This window comes from Bacillus sp. J14TS2, from assembly GCF_018333015.1.
In the GTDB taxonomy this organism is placed as follows: domain Bacteria; phylum Bacillota; class Bacilli; order Bacillales; family Bacillaceae_C; genus Lederbergia.
Genome location: NZ_BORE01000009.1, coordinates 96,325 through 121,086 on the forward strand (window position 1 = coordinate 96,325; position 24,762 = coordinate 121,086).

At 39.0% G+C, this 24,762-nt stretch carries 20 protein-coding genes; 3 read left to right on the forward strand and 17 right to left on the reverse strand.

The window, feature by feature from the left end; genetic code table 11:
* Window positions 1–3 precede the first annotated feature (3 nt).
* From KI375_RS14875 to KI375_RS14900, 6 genes are all read right to left on the reverse strand, one after another.
* Entirely contained in the window at window positions 4–1,599 is a 1,596-nt protein-coding gene (locus KI375_RS14875) for an extracellular solute-binding protein (RefSeq protein WP_212974261.1), read from the reverse strand.
* A 198-nt stretch (window positions 1,600–1,797) separates the two neighbouring features.
* Window positions 1,798–2,691: a carbohydrate ABC transporter permease gene (locus KI375_RS14880; RefSeq protein ID WP_212974262.1), complete on the reverse strand. Its 894-nt coding sequence runs from the start codon at window positions 2,689–2,691 to the stop codon at window positions 1,798–1,800.
* 13 nt (window positions 2,692–2,704) lie between these two features.
* The gene (locus tag KI375_RS14885; RefSeq protein WP_207450420.1) at window positions 2,705–3,622 is read right to left on the reverse strand and encodes an ABC transporter permease; all 918 of its coding nucleotides are present in this window, start codon (window positions 3,620–3,622) and stop codon (window positions 2,705–2,707) included.
* Between the two features lie 138 nt (window positions 3,623–3,760).
* The gene (locus KI375_RS14890) at window positions 3,761–5,392 is read right to left on the reverse strand and encodes an extracellular solute-binding protein (RefSeq protein ID WP_212974264.1); all 1,632 of its coding nucleotides are present in this window, start codon (window positions 5,390–5,392) and stop codon (window positions 3,761–3,763) included.
* 470 nt (window positions 5,393–5,862) lie between these two features.
* On the reverse strand, window positions 5,863–6,567 hold the full coding sequence (locus KI375_RS14895; protein WP_212974265.1) for an endonuclease/exonuclease/phosphatase family protein: 705 nt from the start codon (window positions 6,565–6,567) through the stop codon (window positions 5,863–5,865).
* 40 nt (window positions 6,568–6,607) lie between these two features.
* A complete protein-coding gene (locus KI375_RS14900; RefSeq protein WP_212974266.1) occupies window positions 6,608–7,771 on the reverse strand; it encodes an ROK family transcriptional regulator in 1,164 nt (387 codons plus the stop codon).
* Window positions 7,772–8,022: 251 nt separating this feature from the next.
* On the opposite strand from KI375_RS14900, the gene gsiB reads away from it, so the two are divergent.
* Window positions 8,023–8,403 (forward strand): KGG domain-containing protein, encoded by a 381-nt coding sequence (gene gsiB, locus KI375_RS14905; protein ID WP_212974267.1) that lies wholly within the window; start codon window positions 8,023–8,025, stop codon window positions 8,401–8,403.
* 45 nt (window positions 8,404–8,448) lie between these two features.
* Here gsiB and KI375_RS14910 read toward each other — a convergent pair whose 3' ends face one another.
* The 3 genes from KI375_RS14910 to KI375_RS14920 form a co-directional block, all read right to left on the reverse strand.
* Window positions 8,449–8,784: an NIPSNAP family protein gene (locus tag KI375_RS14910; protein WP_212974268.1), complete on the reverse strand. Its 336-nt coding sequence runs from the start codon at window positions 8,782–8,784 to the stop codon at window positions 8,449–8,451.
* A 10-nt stretch (window positions 8,785–8,794) separates the two neighbouring features.
* On the reverse strand, window positions 8,795–10,198 hold the full coding sequence (uxaC, locus tag KI375_RS14915; RefSeq protein WP_212974269.1) for a glucuronate isomerase: 1,404 nt from the start codon (window positions 10,196–10,198) through the stop codon (window positions 8,795–8,797).
* Between the two features lie 207 nt (window positions 10,199–10,405).
* The gene (locus tag KI375_RS14920; RefSeq protein WP_244852674.1) at window positions 10,406–11,917 is read right to left on the reverse strand and encodes a tagaturonate epimerase family protein; all 1,512 of its coding nucleotides are present in this window, start codon (window positions 11,915–11,917) and stop codon (window positions 10,406–10,408) included.
* Window positions 11,918–12,199: 282 nt separating this feature from the next.
* Here KI375_RS14920 and KI375_RS14925 point away from each other — a divergent pair, with 282 nt between their 5' ends.
* A complete protein-coding gene (locus KI375_RS14925) occupies window positions 12,200–13,189 on the forward strand; it encodes a LacI family DNA-binding transcriptional regulator (RefSeq protein ID WP_212974270.1) in 990 nt (329 codons plus the stop codon).
* 92 nt (window positions 13,190–13,281) lie between these two features.
* Window positions 13,282–14,223 carry a nuclease-related domain-containing protein gene (locus KI375_RS14930; RefSeq protein WP_212974271.1) on the forward strand — a complete coding sequence of 314 codons (942 nt, stop codon included), beginning with the start codon at window positions 13,282–13,284 and terminating at the stop codon, window positions 14,221–14,223.
* A gap of 752 nt (window positions 14,224–14,975) precedes the next feature.
* Here KI375_RS14930 and KI375_RS14935 read toward each other — a convergent pair.
* From KI375_RS14935 to KI375_RS14970, 8 genes are all read right to left on the reverse strand, one after another.
* Window positions 14,976–15,431, reverse strand: coding sequence for a GNAT family N-acetyltransferase (locus tag KI375_RS14935; RefSeq protein ID WP_212974272.1), 456 nt, complete (start codon window positions 15,429–15,431; stop codon window positions 14,976–14,978).
* Between the two features lie 23 nt (window positions 15,432–15,454).
* Entirely contained in the window at window positions 15,455–16,198 is a 744-nt protein-coding gene (gene larB, locus KI375_RS14940; RefSeq protein WP_212974401.1) for a nickel pincer cofactor biosynthesis protein LarB, read from the reverse strand.
* Window positions 16,199–16,212: 14 nt separating this feature from the next.
* Window positions 16,213–17,688, reverse strand: coding sequence for a gluconokinase (locus KI375_RS14945; RefSeq protein ID WP_212974273.1), 1,476 nt, complete (start codon window positions 17,686–17,688; stop codon window positions 16,213–16,215).
* 80 nt (window positions 17,689–17,768) lie between these two features.
* A complete protein-coding gene (larE, locus tag KI375_RS14950; RefSeq protein ID WP_212974274.1) occupies window positions 17,769–18,569 on the reverse strand; it encodes an ATP-dependent sacrificial sulfur transferase LarE in 801 nt (266 codons plus the stop codon).
* 25 nt (window positions 18,570–18,594) lie between these two features.
* Complete coding sequence (locus tag KI375_RS14955; RefSeq protein ID WP_212974275.1) at window positions 18,595–19,365, reverse strand: SDR family oxidoreductase; 771 nt, start codon at window positions 19,363–19,365, stop codon at window positions 18,595–18,597.
* Between the two features lie 18 nt (window positions 19,366–19,383).
* On the reverse strand, window positions 19,384–20,652 hold the full coding sequence (locus tag KI375_RS14960; protein ID WP_212974276.1) for a nickel pincer cofactor-dependent isomerase, group 22: 1,269 nt from the start codon (window positions 20,650–20,652) through the stop codon (window positions 19,384–19,386).
* Between the two features lie 227 nt (window positions 20,653–20,879).
* Window positions 20,880–23,177, reverse strand: coding sequence for a glycosyl hydrolase family 95 catalytic domain-containing protein (locus KI375_RS14965; RefSeq protein ID WP_212974277.1), 2,298 nt, complete (start codon window positions 23,175–23,177; stop codon window positions 20,880–20,882).
* A gap of 12 nt (window positions 23,178–23,189) precedes the next feature.
* The gene (locus KI375_RS14970) at window positions 23,190–24,758 is read right to left on the reverse strand and encodes a glycoside hydrolase family 43 protein (RefSeq protein WP_212974278.1); all 1,569 of its coding nucleotides are present in this window, start codon (window positions 24,756–24,758) and stop codon (window positions 23,190–23,192) included.
* Window positions 24,759–24,762 lie beyond the last annotated feature (4 nt).

Here is a 24,762-nt window from a genome sequence, read left to right on the forward strand (position 1 = left end):
TTATCATCTCTCAATCGCTTCAATCTTTAGCTTCATATAATCCTCTAAGCCCATGCGTTCAAGTGTTTTAACATACTCATCATATTTCGATAATGGTTCCGTCCCGACAATAAATTTGTCTCGCATTTCAACAACATATTTTTCTATATCTGCACCAAATCCATTTAATTTGCTCGTTTCCTCATTAGTATGCCGAATAGACAGCCACGGTTCTTTGACCAGATCTGGTGCTAATAGGTCCGAAGATGCCATTTCATCTGGTTTGCTTTCTGCCCCTTGAAAGTATTTTAGAGTAGTCATGGACGGAAAGCCGCCACCAGGGAAGGTTAAATATTTTGCCCACTCCTCCTCATTTGACAAGCCCTCTTTACTATTTAAAATATGATCCATATAGACAGCTTCACCATTTTCATCTTTTTCATAGGTTTCACCTTCAATCCCCATGAAAAACAATAACAAACCTTCGTCACCATAAAAATGATCGATCCATCTTACGGTCGCTTCAGGATATTCATTCTCACTCGTTATCAAAAATGCACCTGGATTTAATACAGCATCAGAAAGCGTCGTCCAGATTTTATCTCCATGTGGTCCTTCCAATTGAGGTAAACTGATATATTGACCACCTAGCTTTTCTCCTATAATCTGCATGGGACTATACCAAATGATACTGCCATATTTTCCTTCTTTTTGGTTTGCTAGATATTGCATATGATCAATGGAGTAGACATTTTGTTCGATCAATTCTTCACTATATAATTTATGAAGATATTCAAGAAACTCTTTGTATTGTTCGGATGTCGGCCAAAAGCGATAGTTTCCACTTTCTGGATCTAGATCCATATATCCTCCGCCAGATCCTTTATTTGCTAATCCAAATGCACCTCTTATATATGAAACTAGTGGATCAATATACGGGGCCCCAAAAGGAATTTCATCTACTTCTCCCCCACTAGGCAAACCTTCTTTAACCGCTTTCAAATATTGATAATATTCCTCTGTTGTTTTTGGAACATCCATATCAAGCGCCTCAAGCCAATCCTTTCGAACAAATGGTTTAGGGCCCATACGATATGAAAGAAACTCTGGATCTGCCATTTGCGGAAAACCATAGATATTTCCATCTGGCATCGTTACCGCTTCTCTAATCTCAGGATTTTCCTCCATCAATGCTTTGAAATTAGGGGCATATTCATCGATTAAATCATTAAGAGGAATGAATACACCTTGTTCTCCATATTTCATAATATCTGCGATGGGCATGGATGCACTATGAAAAGCATCTGGTAGGTTTCCACTTCCAAGGGCAAGATTTCTCTTTTCTTCAAGTCCTGAATGGGGAACCATTTTCCAAGTAATATTCATGTTTGTCATTTTCTCATATTCATTGAATATCATAACATCGTTCCAATTGGGATTTGTTGCGGGTGCCTGACCAGCGAAGATCTCGAGGTTTATTTCTTCGTCCACAATTGGAAACCCTGTTTCATTTACGTTAGTTGCTCCTGCACTGGGACCTTTCACCTTATCATTTTGACTACAATCCGTTAGAAGTACAAATAATAAAAGGGCTAAAAATAGGGTAATTTTATTCTGCAATTAATACTCCTCCAATTCATTATCTACCTCATATCCTTATACTCTCATAATAAGGGGTTAAAAAGAGGATACTATATCACGCCCCCCACTTAGTACTTCTTTGAAGCGGGGGCACACGGATGGTTGCACCGGGATAAAATAATAGAAATTATTTCTTAAATACCTGTCTTCTTAGTTCAATAGATTCTCATGCCTACCTTACTCCTTCACCGATCCAATCAATACCCCCTGTACAAAGAAGCGTTGAAGGAATGGGTAGACGATTAAAAGGGGTAAGGAAGAGACCATGATGACTGCATACTTTACTAAGCTGGCTGTTTTCACCTGCTCCACTAAGGACTCGATTTCCCCTGGTCCCCCGCCACCTTCTTGGCTAATTTGTGCGACCACCAATATTTGCCTTAAGATCAGCTGTAATGGATATAACTTTTCGTTTGAAAGGTAAATCAACGCTGTAAAGTATTGATTCCATAAGCTGACCGCATGGAATAAGGCCATTACCGCAATAATTGGCATCGAGAGGGGAATGACTACTTTTCCGAAAATATAGTAGTCCGAAGCCCCATCAATTTTGGCAGCTTCTACTAACTGATCGGGAATGGTTTGTTGAAAGAATGTTCGTGCCACAAGAATCGACCATGCTCCAACCACACCTGGGACCACTATCGCCCAAATCGTGTCGATCATCCCCAATGTTTTAATGACGAGGTACGTCGGGATTAATCCCCCATTAAACATCATCGTAAATAAAATGATCCATAAAATATATTTCTTCCCCATCACTTCTTTTCTCGATAAGGCATAGGCACAAGGCAATAACACGATTAAGTGGATGATTGTGCCCACAATTGTATAAAAAATTGTATTCCGATACCCCAACCAAATCGCATCATTTTGAAAGACCCGTTTATAGCCCGCAAAGGTGACATCGACCGGCCACAGCCACATTTTCCCTGTACTTACCGCTGCCGGGTCACTAATCGAGGCACTGATCACAAAAATAAGCGGATACACAATGATCAATGTTAAAAATCCGACCAAAATTTTATTAATCAAATCGAAGCTTTTATCCGAGACACTCATATTCTTCATTTATGCTCCCCCCTTACCATAAGCTATTATCGCTGACTTTTTTCGCAATTTGATTCACCGTCACAAGCAGAATAATATTAATCACAGAATCGAATAAACCAACGGCCGCAGCGAAACTATATTGCCCTTCCAGTAAACCTGTTTCGTACACAAATGTTTGGATAATATCAGATGTTTCCGAGTTCAAGGAGTTTTGCAAAAGCAACACTTTTTCAAATCCGACTGACATAAATTTACCGATATTCAAAATAAAGAGAATGACAATCGTAGGTAAAATGGCTGGAATATTGATGTGGAGAATCCGTTGGAAACGTGTTGCTCCATCTACCTTCGCTGCTTCTAACAGTTCCGGATTCACCCCTGCAAGCGCCGCCAAATAAATAATCGACCCCCAACCAAGACCTTGCCACTCACCAGACCATACATAGATATGTCTGAACCAATCTGGACTTGTCAGGAATTGAACTGAATTACCACCTAGCTTCTCAATCAAAATATTGACAATCCCGGTCGTTGGATCTAAGAAGGCAATAATCATCCCTACCACAACGACAACAGAAATAAAGTGGGGGGCATAGGTTAACGTCTGTGTCCATTTCTTAAAGGCCCCATTGCGCAACTCATTTAGCATCAAGGCAAAAACAATCGGTAGTGGAAATAAACATAATTGATATAAGCTGATAATCAAGGTATTTTTTAATAATCGCCAAAAGTAATAGGAATTGAAAAAACGTTCAAAATGCTCAAAGCCTACCCATGGACTTCCGTTAATCCCCATCGTCGCAAAAAAATCCTTAAAGGCAATCTGTACACCGTACATCGGGATATAATGAAAAATAACGAAAAAAGTCAATGCAGGTAATAGAAAGGTGTACAATTGCCAGCTTTTAAGAAAGTTTTTGCGAATTCGCGAAAAGCGACTTCCAGGCATGACGATTTTATGCTCAACCCCAGCGTTCTTCAAGTCCATAAAGGAACCTCCCTTTTATCGATAAAGTGAAAGGGTTGTGTCAAACAATTTCTTTCATTTGATACAACCCTAACCAATTATCTATACAATTTCCTTTTATTAATTATTCTTGTATCTTTCATAGGCTGATTCTTGAATTTCCAAGTAATCTTCCAACCCCATTGTTTCAATTTTTTTGACATATTCATCCCATTTTGAAAAAGGCTCATTGCCTGTAATAAATTTATCTTGCATTTCGTCTACATATTTATGGATATCAGCTTTTAGACCAGATAATTTATTGTTTTCTTCTACGGTGTACGTAAACTCTGGCCACACTTCATCTAGCATATCCGGTTCTAATTTTTCAGCAGCTTCAATAGAAGATGGTAAGCTTTCAGCTCCTTTAAAAGTTCCTTCCCGAACAATTCCTGGATAGCCGCCTCCAAGCCATGTAATATATTTTGACAATTCTTGCTCCATCGTTAATCCTTCAGAGCTGTTTGTTATCTTCTCTAGATACTGCAGGTCGCCATTTTCGTCTACTTCAAAGGTTTCTCCTTCAATCCCCATAAAGAATAATTTCGCTCCCTCTTCACTATAGAAGTAATCCAACCATCTAAGTGTTTCAGGTATATGCTGATTTTCCTTCGTTACGACAAACCCACCCATATGGGCAAGTGGAGATGTTGCTTTGTTGTAGGTTTTTCCCGCTGGACCTTCAAGTGCTGGAAGTCCCACAAAGTTTTTTCCCATTTCTCCATAAATCGTTTCTGCACTCGTAATAACCGTACTTCCATAGAGGCCATCCGCTCCCATACTATAGCTTTGGTTCGCGTCAATTGTATATATATTTTCTTGAATTAGCCCTTCCGAATAAAGCTTGTTTAAAAACTCCAACTCTTCTTTATAGCCATCGGAAATAGGATAGAAACGTACTTTTCCTGTCTCTGGGTCTTCATCAATATAAGAATGTTTAACTCCTTTATTTCCAATCCCGAAAGCCCCTTTTAAGATATTTCGCAAATCTGAAATACTCGTCGCTCCATAAGGGACTTCATCTTGTTTTCCATTGCCATTAAGATCTGTTTCCTTCACTGCTTTTAAATAATTATAAAAATCATCAATCGTTTCAGGCATATCCATTTCTAGTTGCTCAAGCCAATCTTTACGAATCCATCCCTTTGAACCTAGAAGAACGGAAGTGAATTCAGGATCGTAAATAGTTGGTATCGCATATATGTTGCCATCAGGAAAAGTAGCTCCCTTGCGAATTTCCGGATATTGCTCCAATAACGCTGATAAATTAGGCATATATTCTTCAATTAAGTCATTCATTTTCACAAAGATTTCTTGCTGACCATATTTCAATAAATCCTCATTCGGCATGGCCATTGTATAAAACACATCAGGCATTGTTCCCCCAGCCAATGCCAGATTTCTCTTCTCATCGCGTCCATCACTTGGCGATGTCGGAACTAACTCCCAATCGATATGAATATTACTCATTTCCTCAAAGGTCTTCCAAAGTAAGGTTTCATTATAATTCTCAGCAGATAAAGGTGATTTTCCAGCCATAAATTTAAGGGTAATCGGCTCGTTTACAATCGGCATACCAGTGGTATTAAAATTCTCTAAATCATCCTCATTAATTTCAGGTGTTTCAGGACCAGAAGACTTCTTATCACTACAAGCTGCCAAAATGAACATACATGATATCATTAGTAGGAATATGACTTTTTTGTTTTTCAAAGTTAGCCCCTCCAAGTATAGTAAAGTATGGATCTGGCATCTGCCTCATTTCTAATGTGATGACACCCCCCTTTTCGACTAGCTCTAACGATCTCCTCCATTCACTCTATCAACCATCTTTTAACTCTCTATGAATAGTGTGTAAAACTCCAATAAAGATATTTAAAACGCTTACATATTATTCAAAAACTATAAATTCCTTGTATTTATAGGCAAGCAGATCGGCTTCCCCATTGATTGCTCGACCTCTTACCTTTACTTACAAGTTTTATGGAAATTGAATTTTCAGACACCACTAGAAAACTGGTAAAATTTCAGGGTGGTTAATCTAATTTTCATCTTTTTTAAGTTGATTGTCAATATATTTTTTTAAATCATATGACTTAAATCCGAAATTACATTTTACTTCTTCGTTTTTTATAATGAGTGACAGTATAAGTATATTAGAAGGAATAAAGATATTATTCCTTCTAGTTGTTAAAATTGATTTCTGTCATAATGGGAAGGTGATCAGACCCTTCTTGTTGGATGACATATGATTGTTTGTTCTGTATCCCCTTTGTAAAAATATAATCAAGTCGGGTTGTCGGAGCATCTGCCGGATAAGTTTGATTTGGTTCTATTTCGCCCAGGCAGTCTGTTAAATGAGTTTCCGCTAGTAAGCTTTTTATGCCCTCATTGTCGGCATCTGCGTTAAAATCCCCCATTAAAATCACTGGATCCTTTGCATCTACAATCAGTTCAATTAGCTTTTTGATTTGCTGTTGGCGAGTTTCTTCGTTTAATGAAAGATGTGTGTTTAAAATATGCATGAAAGCACCATCCACATCCAGAACTGCTTTTAACACCCCACGCGGCTCTTCATCCAATGTAGGGAGTGTAATATTTTCGGCATCCACAATCGGGTATTTACTTAAAATTGCATTTCCATATTGGCTATTTTCAGTCTGTCCATTTACAGGAGGCTCATCAATATTTGCTCCATATGCAAAATGAAATCCGAGTTGGTTAGCTAATGCCAGGCTTTGGTCCTGAAATTTGCTCCTTTCACCAAAAAAACGATCCACTTCTTGCAGACCAATAATAGTCGCCTCTGCCATTTTCATTACTTCTCCAATTCTTTCTGTGGATAATTGCTCATCTAATCCAACACCATGATGGATATTGTAGGACATACATTTCATCCATTTCACTTCCCTTTCTCATTCTGATTAATTAATAAAATTCGCTGAAAGGAATATTAAAAAAGTAGTTCATAACTAAACCTGCTGCAGATTTAGATTCATTGGGTGTTTCTGCTAATACAATAATTTTAACATTTTGACAAGAGTCAGGTATTAACTCTAGTATATCTTTTTTTAATAATGGAATCATCAGGTCGCCAATTTCATCCAAGAATCTGCCAGTAAACAAGATATGTTCTGGATTAAATAGGGTAATTAAATTGGCAATTGCTTTTGCTATGGCGGTTTGGATTTTTTCAAAAATCTCCATGGCTGCTGGGTCGTTTGCCCGCACTGCCTGATTAAATTCCTCTAATGTAAAACCACCATTTCTCTTCAAGCCGCTAATCGAAGCAAATGTTGTTAAACATCCTTTTGCACCACAATGACAGGGAATGGCATCATCGTCTGTAAAAGCCTTATAATGCCCCAATTCTCCGGCAACATAGTTGGCCCCATGAAGCAGTTGTTTATTAATGACCATTGCACTGCCAATTCCATAATCAAATTTAAAAACCATGCTTTGCTCTGATAATGCGAGTTTCCCATTTAAACTTTCAACGATCGCCAGTAAATTAGCATCATTTTCCAAATAAATCGGAAGACCATAGCGATCCTCTAATTTCTCCTTTAAAGGGAAATCCCTCCATCTTAATCCAGGAGAGTAAATAACTGTCCCTTTGCTCACATCAACCAATCCTTGAACACTTAAGCCAATCCCTTTTAATCCTTCTTTTTTGGGGACCTGTTCAAGCAATTGATCAATGACTTTAAAAATATATTCCATTGGATGTTCTTCATGCTCATAACGAGGAACATATTCGGTTATTTCTTTTAAGGTATTATTTTTAAAGTCCATCAAAGTGCCACGTACATATTTAATCGCCAGCTCAATCCCAATCGCATACATATTTGTACTATTAATAATGAGAGGGATCGGCCTTCTCCTGCCTCCATTTGATACTGGAGCAGTCTCTAAAATTAGATTTTCACTAAGTAATCGATTGACAATATTTGTAATCGTCTGTTGGGTAAGACCTGTTTTTCCAGCTAAATCAACTCGTGGAATAGGGCCTTCTGTATAGATAAGACGTAATACCTTTTGTTGATTTATTTCTTTAATCATTTGACTGTTCGATACTTTTCCAAGCTTCATATTCCTGATCCTTTCTTTTTAAAACCGTTCTCATCTTTCCTACTTAGCAAAATAACTATTCAACCAATCATCGGCTATCTCTAATATTAATCAAACTGATTGATTTAATCAATAGTCTATCATTTGTCGGAAATAAAATTTTTATCCAAATTCGACAAAAATATTAATAACTTGTTTATCTAAATGGAAGCTGGGTAAACATAAAATGCGCGCAGCATTAAAACAATTTTTCTAACAAGGAGAGGATTTTAATGACTGATCAAAACAAAATGAGCAGAGAAGAAGCAGGACGTAAAGGCGGAGAAAAAACAAGTAAACAACATAATAAGGAATTCTATCAAGAAATTGGCGAAATGGGTGGAGAAGCTACCGCCAAGAATCATGATAAAGAATTCTATCAAGACATCGGACAAAAAGGTGGAGAAGCCACTGCCGAGGACCATGATAAGGAATTCTATCAAGAAATTGGTGAAAAAGGTGGAGAAGCTACTGCCAAAAATCATGATAAAGAATTCTATCAAGAAATTGGTGAAAAAGGTGGAGAAGCTACTGCCAAGAATCATGATAAGGAATTCTATCGCGATATCGGACAAAAAGGCGGAGAAGCTCGCCATAACAATAACAGAAAATAATTCAAAAACCTCCAGACTTTATAGGTCTGGAGGTTTTTCGTTCATCTAGTATAATGTTGATTCTAAAAAATCCTGATTTATCTGATAAAATACATCGTTTAGATTTTCTTTTCCACCCATTTTTTTATACCACTCTTGAACACGTGCTACATGTTCTTGGTCTCCTCTTACCTCTGCTTCTATCTTTTCATATTCTTCCAAACTATCATATTCCCAAATAGCCATAATTTCTACTTCGTTTTCTTTTTCAGTCGTCATCCATCGCCCGACTAGCCGTGCCCCGTATTTCAGCTGTGCTGGTAATAACGTCTGTTTAAAATGTCGATTAAATTCTTTCACAATCTGTGGATTTACTTTATACTTTTTTCTTCGATAAATCATGAAACCTCCCCTATTCAAATTGAAAATAAGATTCTGCATTATGGTAGGCGATGCCTTGAACAATCTCCCCTAAGAACTCGATATCATGAGGAACTTCTCCCTTTTCAACCCACTCGCCGATAAAGTTACAAACGATTCTTCGAAAATATTCATGACGTGTATAGGATAGGAAGCTGCGTGAATCAGTTAGCATTCCGATAAAGCGGCTAAATACACCCATATCCGCTAAAATTTGCATTTGATTCAACATGCCTGCTTTTGTATCATTAAACCACCAAGCTGTTCCAAATTGGATTTTCCCGGGGATTCCCCCACCTTGAAAACTACCAATCATTGCGGCAATCGTCGGAAAATCATTTGGATTTAGTGAATACAAAATGGTCTTAGGTAAGGCATTTTCTTTTTCCAATGCATTTAATAGCCCTACTAATGGCTTGGCAATTCCTTCATCATTCATGGAGTCAAAACCAGTATCTGGACCAAGTTCCTCTAGCATTCTCGTATTATTATTTCTTAAAGCATTAATATGATATTGCATAGCCCAATCATATTTTGCGTATAATTTCCCGAGAAATTGCAGTGTGTAACTTTTATATTTTTTCTCACCCTCAAGGGTAACTTTTTTACCGTCCAGTGCCTCTTTGAAAAAGATCGATGCTTCCTCTTTGGTCGTCCTGGTAAACATCATCGAATCGAGTGCATGATCAGAAACTTTGCAGCCAACTGATTGAAAAAAGTCCACCCTTTCTTCAAGTGCCTGCAGGAAATCCTCATATGAATGAATTTGCGTGCCGGAAATATCTTCGAGCTTTTTCACCCAAGCTTGAAAGCCATCTCGGTTAATTTCTAACCCTTTATCAGGACGGAAACTCGGTAGAACGGATACTTCGAAACTGGTATCCTCTTTTATTTTCTGATGGTATTCTAATGTGTCTATTGGATCATCGGTTGTACAAACCACTTTCACATTCGACTTTATAATAAAGTCTCGTGCACCAAAACCTTCACCATTCAATTGACTATTCACTTTTTCCCAAATAGTAGGGGCTGTCTCCTCATTCAAGAGATCGTGAATACCGAAAAATCTTTGTAATTCTAAATGGGCCCAATTATATAAAGGATTGCCGATTAACATTGGAACTGTTTTCGCCCAAGCTAGAAATTTATCATAATCGCTTGCATCCCCAGTAATATACTTTTCCTCAATCCCATTTGCGCGCAATGTCCGCCATTTATAATGATCCCCATACAACCAGATGTCGGTAATATTCTTAAATTGCTTATTTTCATAGATTTCCTGTGGACTTAAATGGCAATGGTAGTCAATAATCGGCATATCTTTGGCATACTCATGGTACAGTTGAACCGCTACATCATTTTCTAATAAAAAATTTCCATTCATAAATTCTTTCATGTTCACACCAGCTTTCTTTCATTTTAGAGGATGTTCAAAAAGACCAGTAAAAATGATACTGCGAGATAGGTGATCTTCGGCTAAGTACGGCACTTCCTGTGTCGAAGTCAGCATAGCCTCAAACTTGCAACGTGCATTTCGGACGTTTGCGATTGACGTCAGGGCAGCGCAAAACTTGGTCTTTATTACATTCATTTCCGCCCTAGCTTACAATCCCAATAAATCAACATGTTTGCCAATATGGCTTACAAGCGCTTCCCGATAAACGTCTTCATTTTGTTGTAATATATCAAAAAATTCATCTTTAAATAAGAACTCACCCTGATCATCTTTTGCTGTGAGGAGAATTCCATAGGTCACATGAAATAACTGGCGGGCGGCCTCATGATTCATATAGTCGGCAAGCTTTTCATCTGCAACTTGCTCAAGTGGAGTAATGCTGTTTAAGTCTGGTGTCACATGATAATAAGCCAAAGCTTCTTCAAAATGGTCCAAAGCATACATATGCATACGACGGTAAAGGCTTGGATTCGTGTTAGCCACCACTCTGATTGCTTCTAACCAGTTCGTTCCAGCCGTTTTAATATGAAGGATCCCTTTCGTATATTTGGAGATAATTGGGAATACCTTAAATTTATCACTACCAGAATGAATACTTAGCTTATATCCGAAATGCTCCGCAATCAAGGCATGCTCGCTTAATTCACGCTCAAATTGTTCAATATCACCAATATAATCAATGCCTTTTTGGAATTCTCCACAGAATCTAGGTGCCAAGCTTGTTACACTAACACCCCTACGCTGTAGCTCATTCGCAACGAAAAAGTGGGCCTGCGGGGAAGTGATCGTCTCCGTTTCATCAATAGAAATTTCAAAATCAATCGGACGATCTGATTCACGAATGTAAGTATCATAGACATGGGCCATAAAATTTAGAGCTTTCGCATACTGTAAAACATTTTTCATGACATTTATTTTATCAAACTGGATCGAGAGACCATTCACAGAAAAGGTTTTATTGGTATATTCATTTTGAAAATAAGCCTTTGCTTCAGCATCTACCTCATTAAATGCCTTCTCTAATTCCTCTGATGATAGTGATTCAATTTGTTTAGGGATATGATCGGAACAATCTAGCGTTAGCATAGATACCCCTAATGACAAGGCATATTCTATATCCTTCTCTTCTTTAATATGATCACCATCAGCCCCATATCCATCCTTATATCCTTCTTGAAAAACAGCAAAGCTTGCGGCATCTAACATATCATTCATCGTTCTATTTAAAAGTGTTAATTCGCGAATACTTTGTTGAGCAAGAATGGGTTTGACATTTCTATTGTGAACGGTTTCAATATGTCCCGGCGAAGCCAACCCTAAACGGTCCCCCAATCCCATTGTAGCCGTTTTCGTACCAAATGCACGTGGAACGGTATAATCGAAATACCGATTTAAGACTAAACGATTTTCATGAGTAAGTGGGCAAACTTTTTTATCATTAGTTAAAACTGTTCCTTGAAGATCATTAAAAACAACCCCTTCCCCGACTGCCAGTAGCCACTTGTCCTCTTGATCATGCACCATTAGTAACCGGGTGCCATCATGTTCTACATAGGATTGATTATAGATTTTCGTAGAAGAGGATACCGGAACTTCTCCTTTTTCTAAATCATTCATTAGTTCCAATAAATGTACCTTTTGATCTACTAAGTGTGTCATTTGATCGAACTCCTTTCAAAAATATGAAAATAGGTTTGATAACGATTACAAATCAATGGATAATTTATAACAACGTTGTTATAATAATAGTAAATCATTTTCTTATCTAGAACAACCTATTTCCGTCATTTTCTTTAGAAAAGTTCAAACCCCTAATGAACGGCGATGCGCACCGCCAATGTAAAGAGCACGAATCTATGATACATTAATAAAGTGGGACTCCATTCTGGAGGATTACTACCCGTCAATGCGGGATAAAAATAAGATTTTTCAGGTGATGTTATGAGTATAACGATCAAGGATATCGCTCAATTAGCAGGCGTTAGTTATTCAACGGTCTCCAAAGCTTTGAATAATAGTCCTTTAGTGAAAAAGAATACGAAAGATAAAATAATTGCAATTGCCCAAGAAATGGGCTATGAACCGAACTTTGCCGCCCAACGTCTTGTTTCAAAACGAACAAAACTAGTCGGTTTAATTTGGCCTACAATTGAAAGGGTCGTTTTAGCAACTTTAGTAACCAAAATTAGTGATGAAATTCGTAAAACTGCTTATTCCATGATTCTATCTGTCGATCCAATTGAAGCCTCCCTAGAAACATTTCGAAAGTTTCAAGTCGATGGGATTATTTTATTTGAGGGAGAGGACGATAGAGAGATTGAAACCCATCCAATTCCCTTGCTTTCTTACGGGGTATCAAGAAAAGCAGTCTCTCCCTATCCAATTATTGATGCAAATCATGGACAAGCAATGCATGATGCGATTCAGTATTTATATGAGTTGGGCCATAGAAAAATCGCTTATATTGGCGACATCTCTGCAAACGATCCGATGCAAATAGCCAAATACAATGGCTTCGTTCAAGCTGTCAAAAAGTATAAGCTTCCGCTTGATCCCCATTATCTCGTAAATACAGAAGGATTAGATTGGTATAATGGCTTCTCTGCTGTAAAAAAACTGATCATCGCTCCCTCTCTTCCTACAGCAATTGTTGGTGGAAGTTATGATATTAGCAGTGGCATTATTAGAGGATTGAAGGAAAATCAACTAGATATACCGAATGATATTTCGATTATTAGTTATGATAATATCCCACAAATGGCCAATCTTGAAATCCCGTTAACTGCGATTGGTGTCCCGGTTGATCAATTAGCAAAGGAAATTGTTCATACTGTGATCGAACAAATCGAAAAACAGGACATCGAACCAAAAATTAAAAAATTACAGCCCATCCTGCACGAAAGAGCTTCATGCAAAGCAATTGAACCATGATTTTTTTGGGGAAGATTTGAGTCTTTCCCCTTGGAATTATCCTGAGATTTCTTTACTATGAAACTATTATTATAAATGAAAGGAAAGAGACAATGCATGATAAACCCAGAAAATCTAGAGAATTACTCGTTTTACAGTCTTTACTCCCACGCATGAAGCTATCATTGGAGGAAAAAAAGCATACGGACAACCTTGAAAAAGGGTACAACGGCGAAATCGCCTTTTATCAACAATTAAATGAGACTCCTCTTAAAAACCAAACAATTCTCTACGATTTATTACTGCCAAGCAATAAAACGGAATTCCAATTAGATAGCCTTTTTATCGAAAAAAATAAGATTTATTTGTTTGAAATCAAAAATTACGAAGGTGATTTTTATATTCAACAAGACAATTGGTACGTCGCTGCCAACGGAAAAGAAATTAGAAATCCCCTCTCGCAACTAAAAAGAAGCGAATTTTTACTTCGACAACTTCTCCACAAATGGGGGTACACCATTTCCATTGAACCCTATGTCATCTTCATCAACCCCGAATTCACCTTGTATCAGACGCCCCTGCATCAACCCATCATATTTCCAACCCAACTAAATCGCTTTTTTAAGAAATTGCTAGCTTCCAACCCCGAGATCACACAAAACCAGAAAGCCTTATCGGAGAAATTCGCTACGCATCATATAGAGAATTCATCATATGAACAGTTACCTGAGTATGAATACGATCAATTACGAAAAGGCATGACTTGCCCATGCTGTAAAAACTTCCTAATCCCCAAAACGTTTCACATACTTCTATGCGAGCATTGCCACCGAGAGATAAAGGCAGAAACATCTGTCATCGAACACATAGCGGAATTTCATTTGCTGTTTCCCGAAAGAAAAATTACTACAAAAGCCATCTATGAATGGTGTGGTGGGATTTTATCCAAGAAAATAATTAGAAGAATCTTAACCGAAAATTTCATTTTCATTGACAGAGGGGGATTTTCTTACTATCTTCTAAAAAATAATAGTATGGGCAATTTCATTATTTAATAACCTAACCAATAATCAGAACCAACCATGAGCTATATTGTCCTCCTTTTTCTTGGGTTCGCTCCATTTCGGGCACGGCCACACGCTTCGCCGTTCCCTTTTTCTTGGATTCCCTCCATTTCGGGCACGGCCACTCGCTTCGCCGTTCCCTTTTTCTTGGATTCCCTCCATTTCGGGCACGGCCACACGCTTCGCTGTTCCCTTTTTCTTGGGTTCGCTCCATTTCGGGCACGGCCACACGCTTCGCCGTTCCCTTTTTCTTGGGTTGACGCCATTTCGGGCATGGCCACTCGCTTCGCCGTTCCCTTTTTCTTGGCTTCGCTCCATTCCGGGCACGGCCACTCGCTTCGCCGTTCCCCTTTTCTTGGATTCGCTCCATTTTGGGCACGGCCACTCGCTTCGCCGTTCCCTTTTTCTTGGCTTCGCTCCTTTTCGGGCACGGCCACTCGCTTCGCCGTTCCCCTTTTCTTGGATTCGCTCCATTTTGGGCACGGCCACTCGCTTCGCCGTTCCCTTTTTCTTGGATTCGCTCCTTTTCGGGCGCGCCACTCGCTTCGCCGTTCCCCTTTTCTTGGATTCGCTCCATTTTGGGCACGGCTAAGTAAGGGCCAAGTCCTTTATGGGATCTAGGATCTATGTACCTTGCTATCTAACCATTTTTCATTCTTTCAACATTCGTTCAGGCATATGGACATTCTTTCTATATTAAAAAATCTTGAGAATCCAATGGATTTTCAAGATTTAGTATTATTTTATAGAAAGTACATATAGATTTCCTTATCAGGAAACCATTCAAAGCCTAACCCTTCATATAATTGACGGGCCTTTCTATTATTTGTCCCTGTGTTAAGTTGAAGCCTGTTCGCTTGATGGAGTTCTCCCCAAACTTTCGCCTTGTTAATAAGAGCTGCCGCCACACCTTTTTTCCTGTGTTCAGGACGGACATACAAGTCCTGAATCAGCAAAAATGGTTTTCCCGCGCTTGTTGAGAAACTCCAATTGACAGCGATAAATCCGACAAAATCTGTTTCTTTTTTGGCCATGAAAAAGTCAGCGCTCGGAAAATCTAATAAGCAAGCTAGATTATTCCTACAGCTCTCTAGCTGTTCTTTTCCCCATTCATCGCTGGAATATATATAATCCGCTAAAAGTTGACTTGCTTCAGTAAGTAAATCTGACTCCAGCTTGATTATCTCTATTCTGGACATCTCAACACCTCTTAAAAATTTGTTTAGCCCATTTCCCCTCTCACCATTCTATCAATCAACACCGCATTATAGGCGCCACCAAAGCCATTATCAATATTGACGACGCTGATCCCGGAAGCACACGAGTTGAGCATGGTTAATAAGGCGGATAGGCCGCCGAAATTGGCGCCATAGCCGATGCTGGTTGGAACGGCTAAAACAGGGTGGGAAACGAGACCGCCGACTACGCTTGGTAGTGCCCCTTCCATTCCAGCAACGACGATTGACACCGTTGCATGTTGAATGTCTTCAATTTGGTCAAATAGGCGGTGGATGCCCGCGACACCGACATCGTAAATTCGTTTTACATTACTTCCTAATACTTCTGCCGTGACTGCTGCTTCTTCCGCAACGGGAAGGTCTGAAGTGCCTGCACAAATTACCGATATATAACCAGCTCTCCGATTTTTCGGCTCATGTTGATAAGATAGAATCCGAGCGATCTCATGATACTTCAGTTCCGGATATTCCTGTAAAATCGCTTCTGCCTTTTCTTTTGATATCCGAGTAATTAAAACATCTTCTTTTTTAGCTAAAATAGCTTTCATAATGGCGAGAATTTGGTCTGTAGTCTTGCCCTCCCCATATATGATTTCGGGAAAGCCTTGCCGTTTTTTCCGGTGATGATCTACCTTCGCAAATCCCAGGTTTTCATAAGTGGCTAATTGAGCTTTTGCCTCTTCCACTGTTAATTGCCCATCTCGCACTTGTTGTAATATTTTTTCCATTGATGCCCACACCTTCAAATAAAATAAGCCTGTAAATCCTTTGCCAAGCGTTCATATTTTTTAAAGATAGATTTATATTGTTCATGTCGAGTCAGATTTGGCTGAACCACTTTTCCAGCTGGTAGATTATCTTTAATCTCTTCAAAAGAGTCTACTTTTTTAACGCCGACAAGTGCTGTCCATGCAGCCCCCCAAGCAGCACTGTAAGGTGTATCTGAGAGATGTATCTCTTGAGCGAAGACATCTGCTAAGATCTGCACCCATAACGATGATTTGGTTAATCCCCCATTGACACAAATTTTCTTTGGAGGTCCAGCTAGTTTCTCCAGAGACTGTCCTATTTGAAAAAGATTCAGGACAATTCCTTCTAATACTGCGCGGACTAAATGTGCACGTTTATGTCCAATTGTAAATCCGTAAAAATTCCCCTTTGCCCGTTGGTTCCATAATGGTGCCCTTTCTCCATTAATATAAGGGTGAAAAATGAGTCCTTCTGCCCCAACAGCAATTGCTTCCGCCTCATGTAAAAGATCCTCTAAAGGTCCTTTATAATCTAGCAGATCTTTTAACCATTGCAAGGTAATGCCACCGTTATTTGTCGCCCCACCAATAATCGAACTATTTTTCGTAAAAAGATATGTAAATGTTTCTTCTGATTCATTTACTGCAGCACCACTAATAAATTGGCGAATCGCTCCACTTGTCCCAGCTGAGATGGCTACTTCTCCTGGTGAAATCGCTCCATCCCCAAGATTTGCAAGTTGTCCATCTGCAGCCCCGATTACAAATGGTAACTCGTCTGAAACACCGATTTCATCTGCAATTTCTTTTTTTAGATGAGGTAAGCGTGTTGTTGGAGACACTATCTTAGAAAGCTGTTCTCTTCTTATTCCAACTAACTTAAGTGCTTCCTCTTCCCATGCGACATTTTCAATGTTGAGTAAGCCTGTTGCGGAAGCCATGGAATAGTCTATAATCCGCTCTCCAAACCATTTCTCAATAAGATATTCTTGCATGGAAATATAATATGCCGCCTTCTGATAGGCTTCGTCTTCTGTTTCCTTCATCCATAATAGTTTTAAAAAGGGGGTCATTGGATGGATTGGTGCACCTGTTTTTAAAAAGAGTTGCTTGCCGCTTCCCTTTTTCAATTGTTCAGCCTGACGATTGCTTCTCCCATCAGACCAAATGATCATCTTCGATAATGGCTGATACCTCTCGTCCACACATATCAATGAATGCATCGCACAGGAAAAACCAACAGCGACTAGACGCTCTTCGGCAATTTTTCCTTTTTCAATCACTTCTTTAAGCGTAATACGCGCAGATTCTTCAATTTCATCGGGATCTTGTTCGGCCCAGTCAGCGCTCGGATAATAAAAAGTATTCAATCTTTCTGCTTCAGCAACGAACTGTCCCTTCGTATCAAATAATACAGCCTTTACACTGGTTGTCCCAAGGTCGATCCCAATCACATATTCCTTTTGCATACATTCACACATCCCTTAGCTTGTTTCTTTTCTAAAATGAAAGAGAGGAGATTTTTCATCTCCCCTAACACCAATATACGCTAAACCAATACTTTATTCATACTTCCACTTTTGTAACCATTCAAATCCATTGTAATATATTTATAACCAAAATCTTGTAGTTTCTTGGCAATTTTCGCATGATTATTTAGCAAAATATGCATATCACGCGGTTCAACTTCTATTCTAGCAATATCTTCATGAGTTCGAACGCGCACTTGGCGAATGCCTAAGCTTTGAATATAGGCTTCTGATTTCTCTACCTTTGTTAGCTTCGCTTGTGTGATCGTTTCACCATAAGAAATCCGTGACGACAAACAAGCAAAGGATGGTTTATCCCATGTTGGCAGGTCCAGCTCCTTCGATAGAATCCTTATTTCTTCTTTAAATAAATTCGCTTCCTGTAATGGTCCGCGCACACCTTTTTCTTTTGCTGCTTTCATACCTGGTCGAAATTCATTCATATCATCTGCAATCACGCCATAGACAACATTTTGGAAGCCTTTCTCCTCCATAATTGGAATTAAATGCTCAAACAAACTATTTTTACAAAAGTAACAGCGATTGCGATCGTTCTCGGTGTAACCAGGAATCGCTAACTCTGAAGTTTCCACAACCATATGACGAGACCCAATTCCCTTTGCCAATTCTTTCGCTTCTAGCAATTCCTTCGTCGGATAGGTTTCTGAATCGGCCGTCACGGCCAAAACACGGTCTTTTCCTAATGTGTCGACAGCCATTTTCAATAGAAAGGTACTGTCCACACCACCAGAAAAAGCGACGACGACTTTATTCATTTCTCGGAGAATGGATGTCAGTTTTTCAACTTTTTCCTCTAGCAAAATACGATCTCCTTTCAAAATCATGTTAGATTGTCATACTACCAAAACCGCCATCAATCCTGATAAATGTTCCAGTTACAAAACCAGAAGCGCGGTTAGAGGCTAGGTAAACAGCTGCCCCTTGTAGTTCTTCAGGTTCACCGAAACGATTCATTGGCGTATGGCCCATAATCGACTCCACTCGTTCGTCACTTAAAATTTTCCGATTCTGCTCCGCTGGAAAGAACCCTGGAATAAGCGCATTTACCCGTATACCATGAGGCGCAAATTCTCTGGCTAAAAATTGAGTTATATTATCTACCCCAGCTTTGGATGCAGAATATGTAAATACTTTCGATAACGGGGGCCCGGAGGAAACTGATGAAATATTGATAATGCTGCCTTTCCGCTCTTGCTCTATCATTCGTTTGGCAAAATGCTGAATCGTGAATACGAGTCCTTTCAGATTCACATCCATAATATCGTCCCATTCGTCCACCTCTAAATCAAAAAAAGGCGTTGGGCTATTTTTACCTGGAGCATTTAGTAAAATATCGTAGCCCCCTGCCCATTCTTCAATCTCGTCTGCTACTTTTTTCACCGTATCTAATTCACTCACATCAGCCTGAAAAGCTTTTGCTTCCCCACCATTTTCTACAATCTCCCGCACAACGTTCTCAGCTGATTCCATATTTCTGCCAACAATTGCAACCTTTGCTCCATGTTCGGCAAATCCTTTGGCAATCGAACCGCCAAGAACACTATTACCGCCAATCGCCACTGCCACCTTACCAGTTAGATCAAACATTGAACTCATTTTCTTCCCTCCATCAACCTAAAATAAGTTGCCATTTTCATCAAATTCCCATTCATAAAGATCAGATACCTTCTTTATATGTTCATGGTTATGAACATCATCAAGTAAAGCCTCCGATACTTCAATCTCGCCGATTTCTAACGTGTTTTTGATTCGGACCATTTTAACTTTTGTGAAGTCCAAAATATTACATGTTTTAATGGCCGCTTGAATCGCAAATTGATCATTGGCTAACGCTGTAGAAATATGAGTTGGGCCGACTACTGTTGAGGTTAAGCCATTTGCATAGGTGAAATCTCGATTCATTTTATCTACTAATCTTTGCGTCGTGAAATCCGCCGTTCCCACTCCATTCGCATTTCCCTCTGTTTCATCCGTTAAATCAAGGACAACCATTTTTGATACTTCTGGACCGCCATAGGCATAAGGAGTCGGATATCTGCCGGTGATATTCGGATCCATCCCATCGCCACTAATGTTTTTACCAATTTTATCAATAACCAATACATCAATCTGGTCAAAATAAAGTTTTGGCAGCTGACTCTTTGCTAATTCTAGTAATTGAATCTCTTTTTCTTCTATTTCATTCGGTTCAAGAACAGCAATCGTATGAACCTTGTCGAATGCATTCTCGACCGTCGCCACAGCAAATAAAATCGGCATTTTTGCAAGCGTAATTTTCGCCATAGCGGGAACATGCTCTGCCATATGCTTGAAGCCAAGTTGATGGCATGCTTCCGCTCCCTTTTGTTTCCCTAAGCCGATACTAATCATCTTCATAATACCGCTTTCAATCGGACCACGAAAGGCGGTATGTGGTTTAACACGGTTGATGACAACAATGCCATCCGCTTCTGAGGCGATTTTATCAATATAAACGGGTAAACCATTCGGCAATTCACCTAAGCAAATCACTTCCATGGAGGAACGTATTTCCGCCTTGACACTTTCTTCGGTGACACCGAGATGTTCCAGCACAGCCTGCTGTCCTTCAGCAGTAGCACCCCCATGACTTCCCATACAAGGGACGATAAATGGCTTCGCGCCAAGCTCTTTTAAAAATTGTATCGTCACAGCTGTCATCTCCACAAGACGATCTAATCCTCTACTTCCAACAGCAACTGCTATTTCCATGCCTGGCTTTACTTTACTTTTGATCTCTTCACGTTCCAATAGAGGTTGTAAAGCAGCTGTTAAATCATCAATTTGACTTGAATCAAATTGTTGTTTAACTTTAGCCAATTTAGGAATTGGGATATCCTGGACTAATTCTTTAATGATACTCACGGATATTCACTCCATTTATAAGTATGATCTTAAGATTCCAACTATTTCCTATCTCTTTAATAATAGATCAGGCAATTTGTTTTGTAAACATTTTCAAGGAAAACGTTGTTATTATTTATTCTTCCAGAAATGAGCCCTTTTTCAAGATAGCACAAAAATTACAACTGGATCATGAAAACAGAAGTTATTGAATCATATTTCCTCCACTTTACTGTGATTTTTACCGTCTATAAAACTGCTATCCTGTACTCTTTTCCCTTTTCTGTTTCAAACTGATAAACAGTTACACCAAGTTGTTTTGGATTTATTCTTTTATTACCACTTGTAATCTCTACTGGAATGGCAGTTCTAATCGTACATAAATTACCATTTAATGATTTTATCTTGCCATGCTTGAATGTATTATCATTCCAATTTATTTCGACTTCAAAGCCACCTTTAGCTCGTAAACCTCGTACCTTTCCGTTCTTCCATTCTTTAGGAAGGGAAGGTAAAATATGAATTTCGTTCATATGACTTTGCAACAACATCTCGGCAATACCAGCAATTCCACCAAAATTACCATCGATTTGGAATGGTGGATGATTATCAAATAAATTTGACAGAGTAGAGGATTTTAATAATTCTATTAAGTTGTTATATGCCTGCTCTTTATTTTCTAATCGAGCCCACATATTGATAATCCACGCCCGACTCCACCCCGTATGCCCGCCCCCATGTTTTAATCTTCTCTCCAAGGTTACTTTTGCCGCATCGGCTAATGCCGGTGTATGTCTTGGCGAAATTTGATTTCCTGGATGTAAAGCGAAGAGATGGGAAATATGGCGATGTCCAGGGGCTGCCTCCTCATAATCTTCTAACCATTCTTGTATTTGTCCATATTTGCCAATTTTTGGTTTAGGCAATTTTTTAATCATGTGTAATAATTCATTTCGAAACTCTTTATCTTGATCAAGAATCTCACTTGCAACAATCACACTTTCAAAAAGTTGGTGGATAATCTGGCTGTCCATGGATGGCCCCTGACATAATTTTCCTTTTTCCCCATTTGGCAAAATATAAGTATTTTCAGGAGATACAGACGGGGAGGTAACTAAATATCCATCTTCAGTTTCTATAAGAAAATCAACAAAAAACAGTGCTGCTTCTTTTAAAGTTTCATATGCTTTACATAAGAATTGTTTATCCCCTGTGTATTCATAATGATTCCATAAATGCAAACTCAACCAAGCTGCTCCCATCGGCCAAATAGTAGCAGGCATATAGATATCTTGTGGAGCAGTGTCCGCCCATATATCCGTATTATGGTGAGCAACAAAGCCACGGCAACCATACATTTTTTGAGCAGTGATTCGTCCACTTTTCTTCATTTTCTCAATATGATCAAACAAAGGCTGGTGACATTCGGATAACTGACATACCTCTGCCGGCCAGTAGTTCATTTCTGTATTTATATTAATTGTAAACTTACTGTCCCAAGGTGGAAGCATTTTATTATTCCATATTCCTTGTAATGTTGCCGGAAGAGACCCAGGACGGCTGGATGAAATTAATAAATATCGTCCAAAATGAAAGTAAGTACAGACTAAACCAACATCTTCTTTTCCATGTTTCATTAATTCTAAACGTTCATCTGTTGCCAGCTCATGCTTTCCCTTCGGTTCCTCGATCTGTAGATCAACACGGTTAAATAAGGTTTGATAATCGTCAACATGTGTTGAAAATAATTCGCCATATTCTTTTTGTGACGTCCGATTAATCAATTCTATACAATGATCTTCTGGACTTTTATAGCGATAGGAAGTCGCTGCAGAAAGAATTAAAGTCACAGCATCAGCATCTGTCACAATTAAACGATTGCCAATCGTCTTCACTGAGCCGTTTTCTGGTATGGCTCTGACCACACTTTGAAAAGCGATTCCTTCTCTTCCACCGGTAATCCCTCTCATCACAAGGCTATCAACAGAAGATGGCTCCATATCATCCAAATTTCGAGTTTTCCCTCGATCAAAATGCGTCATAAAGGAAATCGAACGTTTTTCCGAGGCTGTCAACCGGATAATCATTACCTGATCAGGATAACTACTAAAAATCTCCCTCTGATAGTGCACATGACCAAGCGTATACTGCACTCGGACAAGTCCGTTTTGTAAATCCAGTTCTCTGCTATAACTGGTATAATCTTTTTCATTATGTTGGAGTTCTATTAGTAGATCCCCGAGTGGTTCATAATGGCGTTGAGATGATGGGAGGCCTGGAAAAGTTAGTGCCGCTAATTTCTCTGCTTCTCTCAACTTTCCCTCTAATAACAGTTTTCGCACCTCTGGTAAATAACGAAGAGCATCCGGATTATTCCGATCCCGTGGACCACCATACCAGACTGAATCCTCATTTAGTTGGATTTGTTCTGTCTCCACTTCACCGAAGACCATACCACCTAAGCGACCATTTCCAATTGGAAGAGCTTCATTCCAATCTTGTGCAGGTTGTTTATACCACAGCTTTTTTTTATTAGCCATTTTCATCTCCTCATCATTTCATTCATCTAACCCTTGATATTTAAAATAGTCAAAATCGGCATATGAACCAGCTATCTGGTTCATATCATGTACTGCAATGCCAATGAAATTACCTGTGAAGCCCCCAGATAGAAACAATAAATTTTGCGAAGGACCAATGGGATGCCAATTATTACTTTCTCCAGCAATTCGATAATAAAATTGACCTTCCGCACCCTCTCCTTCAATCCTCAACTCGATTTCCCCATCCTCTACCTGGATTTTCTCTGGAGATAAAATGAATTCATTTTTCTCAGAGCGTAGCAGTCGAATAACACGTCCCTTTTCCTCATCACTAGTAATATACGCATACAAATAACTACTATCATTTAAGTAAAGAATCAAACCCGCCATTTGATTAAATTTTGTAGGATGGTAATCCATCTTAGTTACCGCACTGAAATGGAAATCCTTTTGCCGAATTGCTAAAAGATGATGCTCAAACAAAGATTGAATTGATTCCCCAGCAATCATTCGTAAATAACCAGGTCGACTATCTAAATCACACCAAGTATCATCAGCTAAAATTCGGAGTGTATTCCATTCTTTTTTCAGTAGACCGTTAAATTCATCATAAAAATTCGTATCTTTTTTCTGTTCTGCCGCTTGTTTTGTCACAATTTCTGTTTCAATAGCAGGTGCATTCCCTCCGCCTACTAATCGCAACCAGCCATCCTCTGTCCAATAGACCTCCTGAATTGCCGTCTCTCTTCCCAAGATTGCCGCTTTTCCTAACAATGGTCTTGTACATAGATAAGCCATATACCATTTACCTTCATCTGTTTGCACAATACTTCCATGACCAGAGGATTGTAAAGGCGAATTCGGCTTATCCCTTGCAGTTAGCATTGGATATTGGGGATCTAATTCATATGGACCAGTTATTTTCTCCGAACGGCAAACAGTTACAGCATGCCCTTTTCCTGTCCCACCTTCAGCAGTAATTAGGTAATAATATTTTCCATGTCGGTATATATGTGGTGCTTCGGTTTTAGCAAGTTCTGTTCCATCAAAAATTTTATAAACAGGTCCAGCAACCTTTTTCTGCTCCGGATTATATTCCTGAAGAACAATTCCTGCTGACTTATTTCCTGTGGTCAGACGGTAATCCCAAATTTCGTTTAAAATCCACTTTTTACCATCCATATCATGGAAAAGGGAAGGGTCAAAACCGCTGCTATTCATATAAACAGGCTCAGACCATGGACCATGGATGGATGAAGATGTAATCAAGTAATTATGGCTATCTTTAAACGGACGTTTCGTACTTTTAACATCCGTATAGACTAAATAAAACAATCCATCTGCATAACTAAGCTGTGGCGCCCATATGCTCCCACCTTGAGGATTTCCACGTAAATCAATCTGTGTCGTGAGGATATCTGTTTCATGTTGCCAGTTTACAAGATCATTTGATTGATAGATTCTTACTCCAGGTAACCATTCAAAGGAGGAAACGGCAATATAGAAAGTGCCATTTACTTTTAAAAGATAAGGGTCTGGATTAAATCCCCTTAATATTGGATTTTTTATTGGTGTATGATGCATAAAG

Excerpts from the sequence above, each read along its gene's own strand:
- KI375_RS14880 (WP_212974262.1), bottom strand. The coding sequence starts at position 2,691 with ATGAAGAATATGAGTGTCTCGGATAAAAGCTTCGATTTGATTAATAAA.
- KI375_RS14925 (WP_212974270.1), top strand. The coding sequence starts at position 12,200 with ATGAGTATAACGATCAAGGATATCGCTCAATTAGCAGGCGTTAGTTAT.
- KI375_RS14920 (WP_244852674.1), bottom strand. The coding sequence starts at position 11,917 with ATGACACACTTAGTAGATCAAAAGGTACATTTATTGGAACTAATGAAT.
- KI375_RS14935 (WP_212974272.1), bottom strand. The coding sequence starts at position 15,431 with ATGTCCAGAATAGAGATAATCAAGCTGGAGTCAGATTTACTTACTGAA.
- KI375_RS14945 (WP_212974273.1), bottom strand. The coding sequence starts at position 17,688 with ATGCAAAAGGAATATGTGATTGGGATCGACCTTGGGACAACCAGTGTA.
- KI375_RS14910 (WP_212974268.1), bottom strand. The coding sequence starts at position 8,784 with ATGATTTATCGAAGAAAAAAGTATAAAGTAAATCCACAGATTGTGAAA.
- uxaC (WP_212974269.1), bottom strand. The coding sequence starts at position 10,198 with ATGAAAGAATTTATGAATGGAAATTTTTTATTAGAAAATGATGTAGCG.
- KI375_RS14930 (WP_212974271.1), top strand. The coding sequence starts at position 13,282 with ATGCATGATAAACCCAGAAAATCTAGAGAATTACTCGTTTTACAGTCT.
- larB (WP_212974401.1), bottom strand. The coding sequence starts at position 16,198 with ATGGAAAAAATATTACAACAAGTGCGAGATGGGCAATTAACAGTGGAA.
- KI375_RS14970 (WP_212974278.1), bottom strand. The coding sequence starts at position 24,758 with ATGCATCATACACCAATAAAAAATCCAATATTAAGGGGATTTAATCCA.
- KI375_RS14895 (WP_212974265.1), bottom strand. The coding sequence starts at position 6,567 with ATGTCCTACAATATCCATCATGGTGTTGGATTAGATGAGCAATTATCC.
- gsiB (WP_212974267.1), top strand. The coding sequence starts at position 8,023 with ATGACTGATCAAAACAAAATGAGCAGAGAAGAAGCAGGACGTAAAGGC.
- KI375_RS14965 (WP_212974277.1), bottom strand. The coding sequence starts at position 23,177 with ATGAAAATGGCTAATAAAAAAAAGCTGTGGTATAAACAACCTGCACAA.
- KI375_RS14900 (WP_212974266.1), bottom strand. The coding sequence starts at position 7,771 with ATGAAGCTTGGAAAAGTATCGAACAGTCAAATGATTAAAGAAATAAAT.
- KI375_RS14885 (WP_207450420.1), bottom strand. The coding sequence starts at position 3,622 with ATGCCTGGAAGTCGCTTTTCGCGAATTCGCAAAAACTTTCTTAAAAGC.
- KI375_RS14955 (WP_212974275.1), bottom strand. The coding sequence starts at position 19,365 with ATGAGTTCAATGTTTGATCTAACTGGTAAGGTGGCAGTGGCGATTGGC.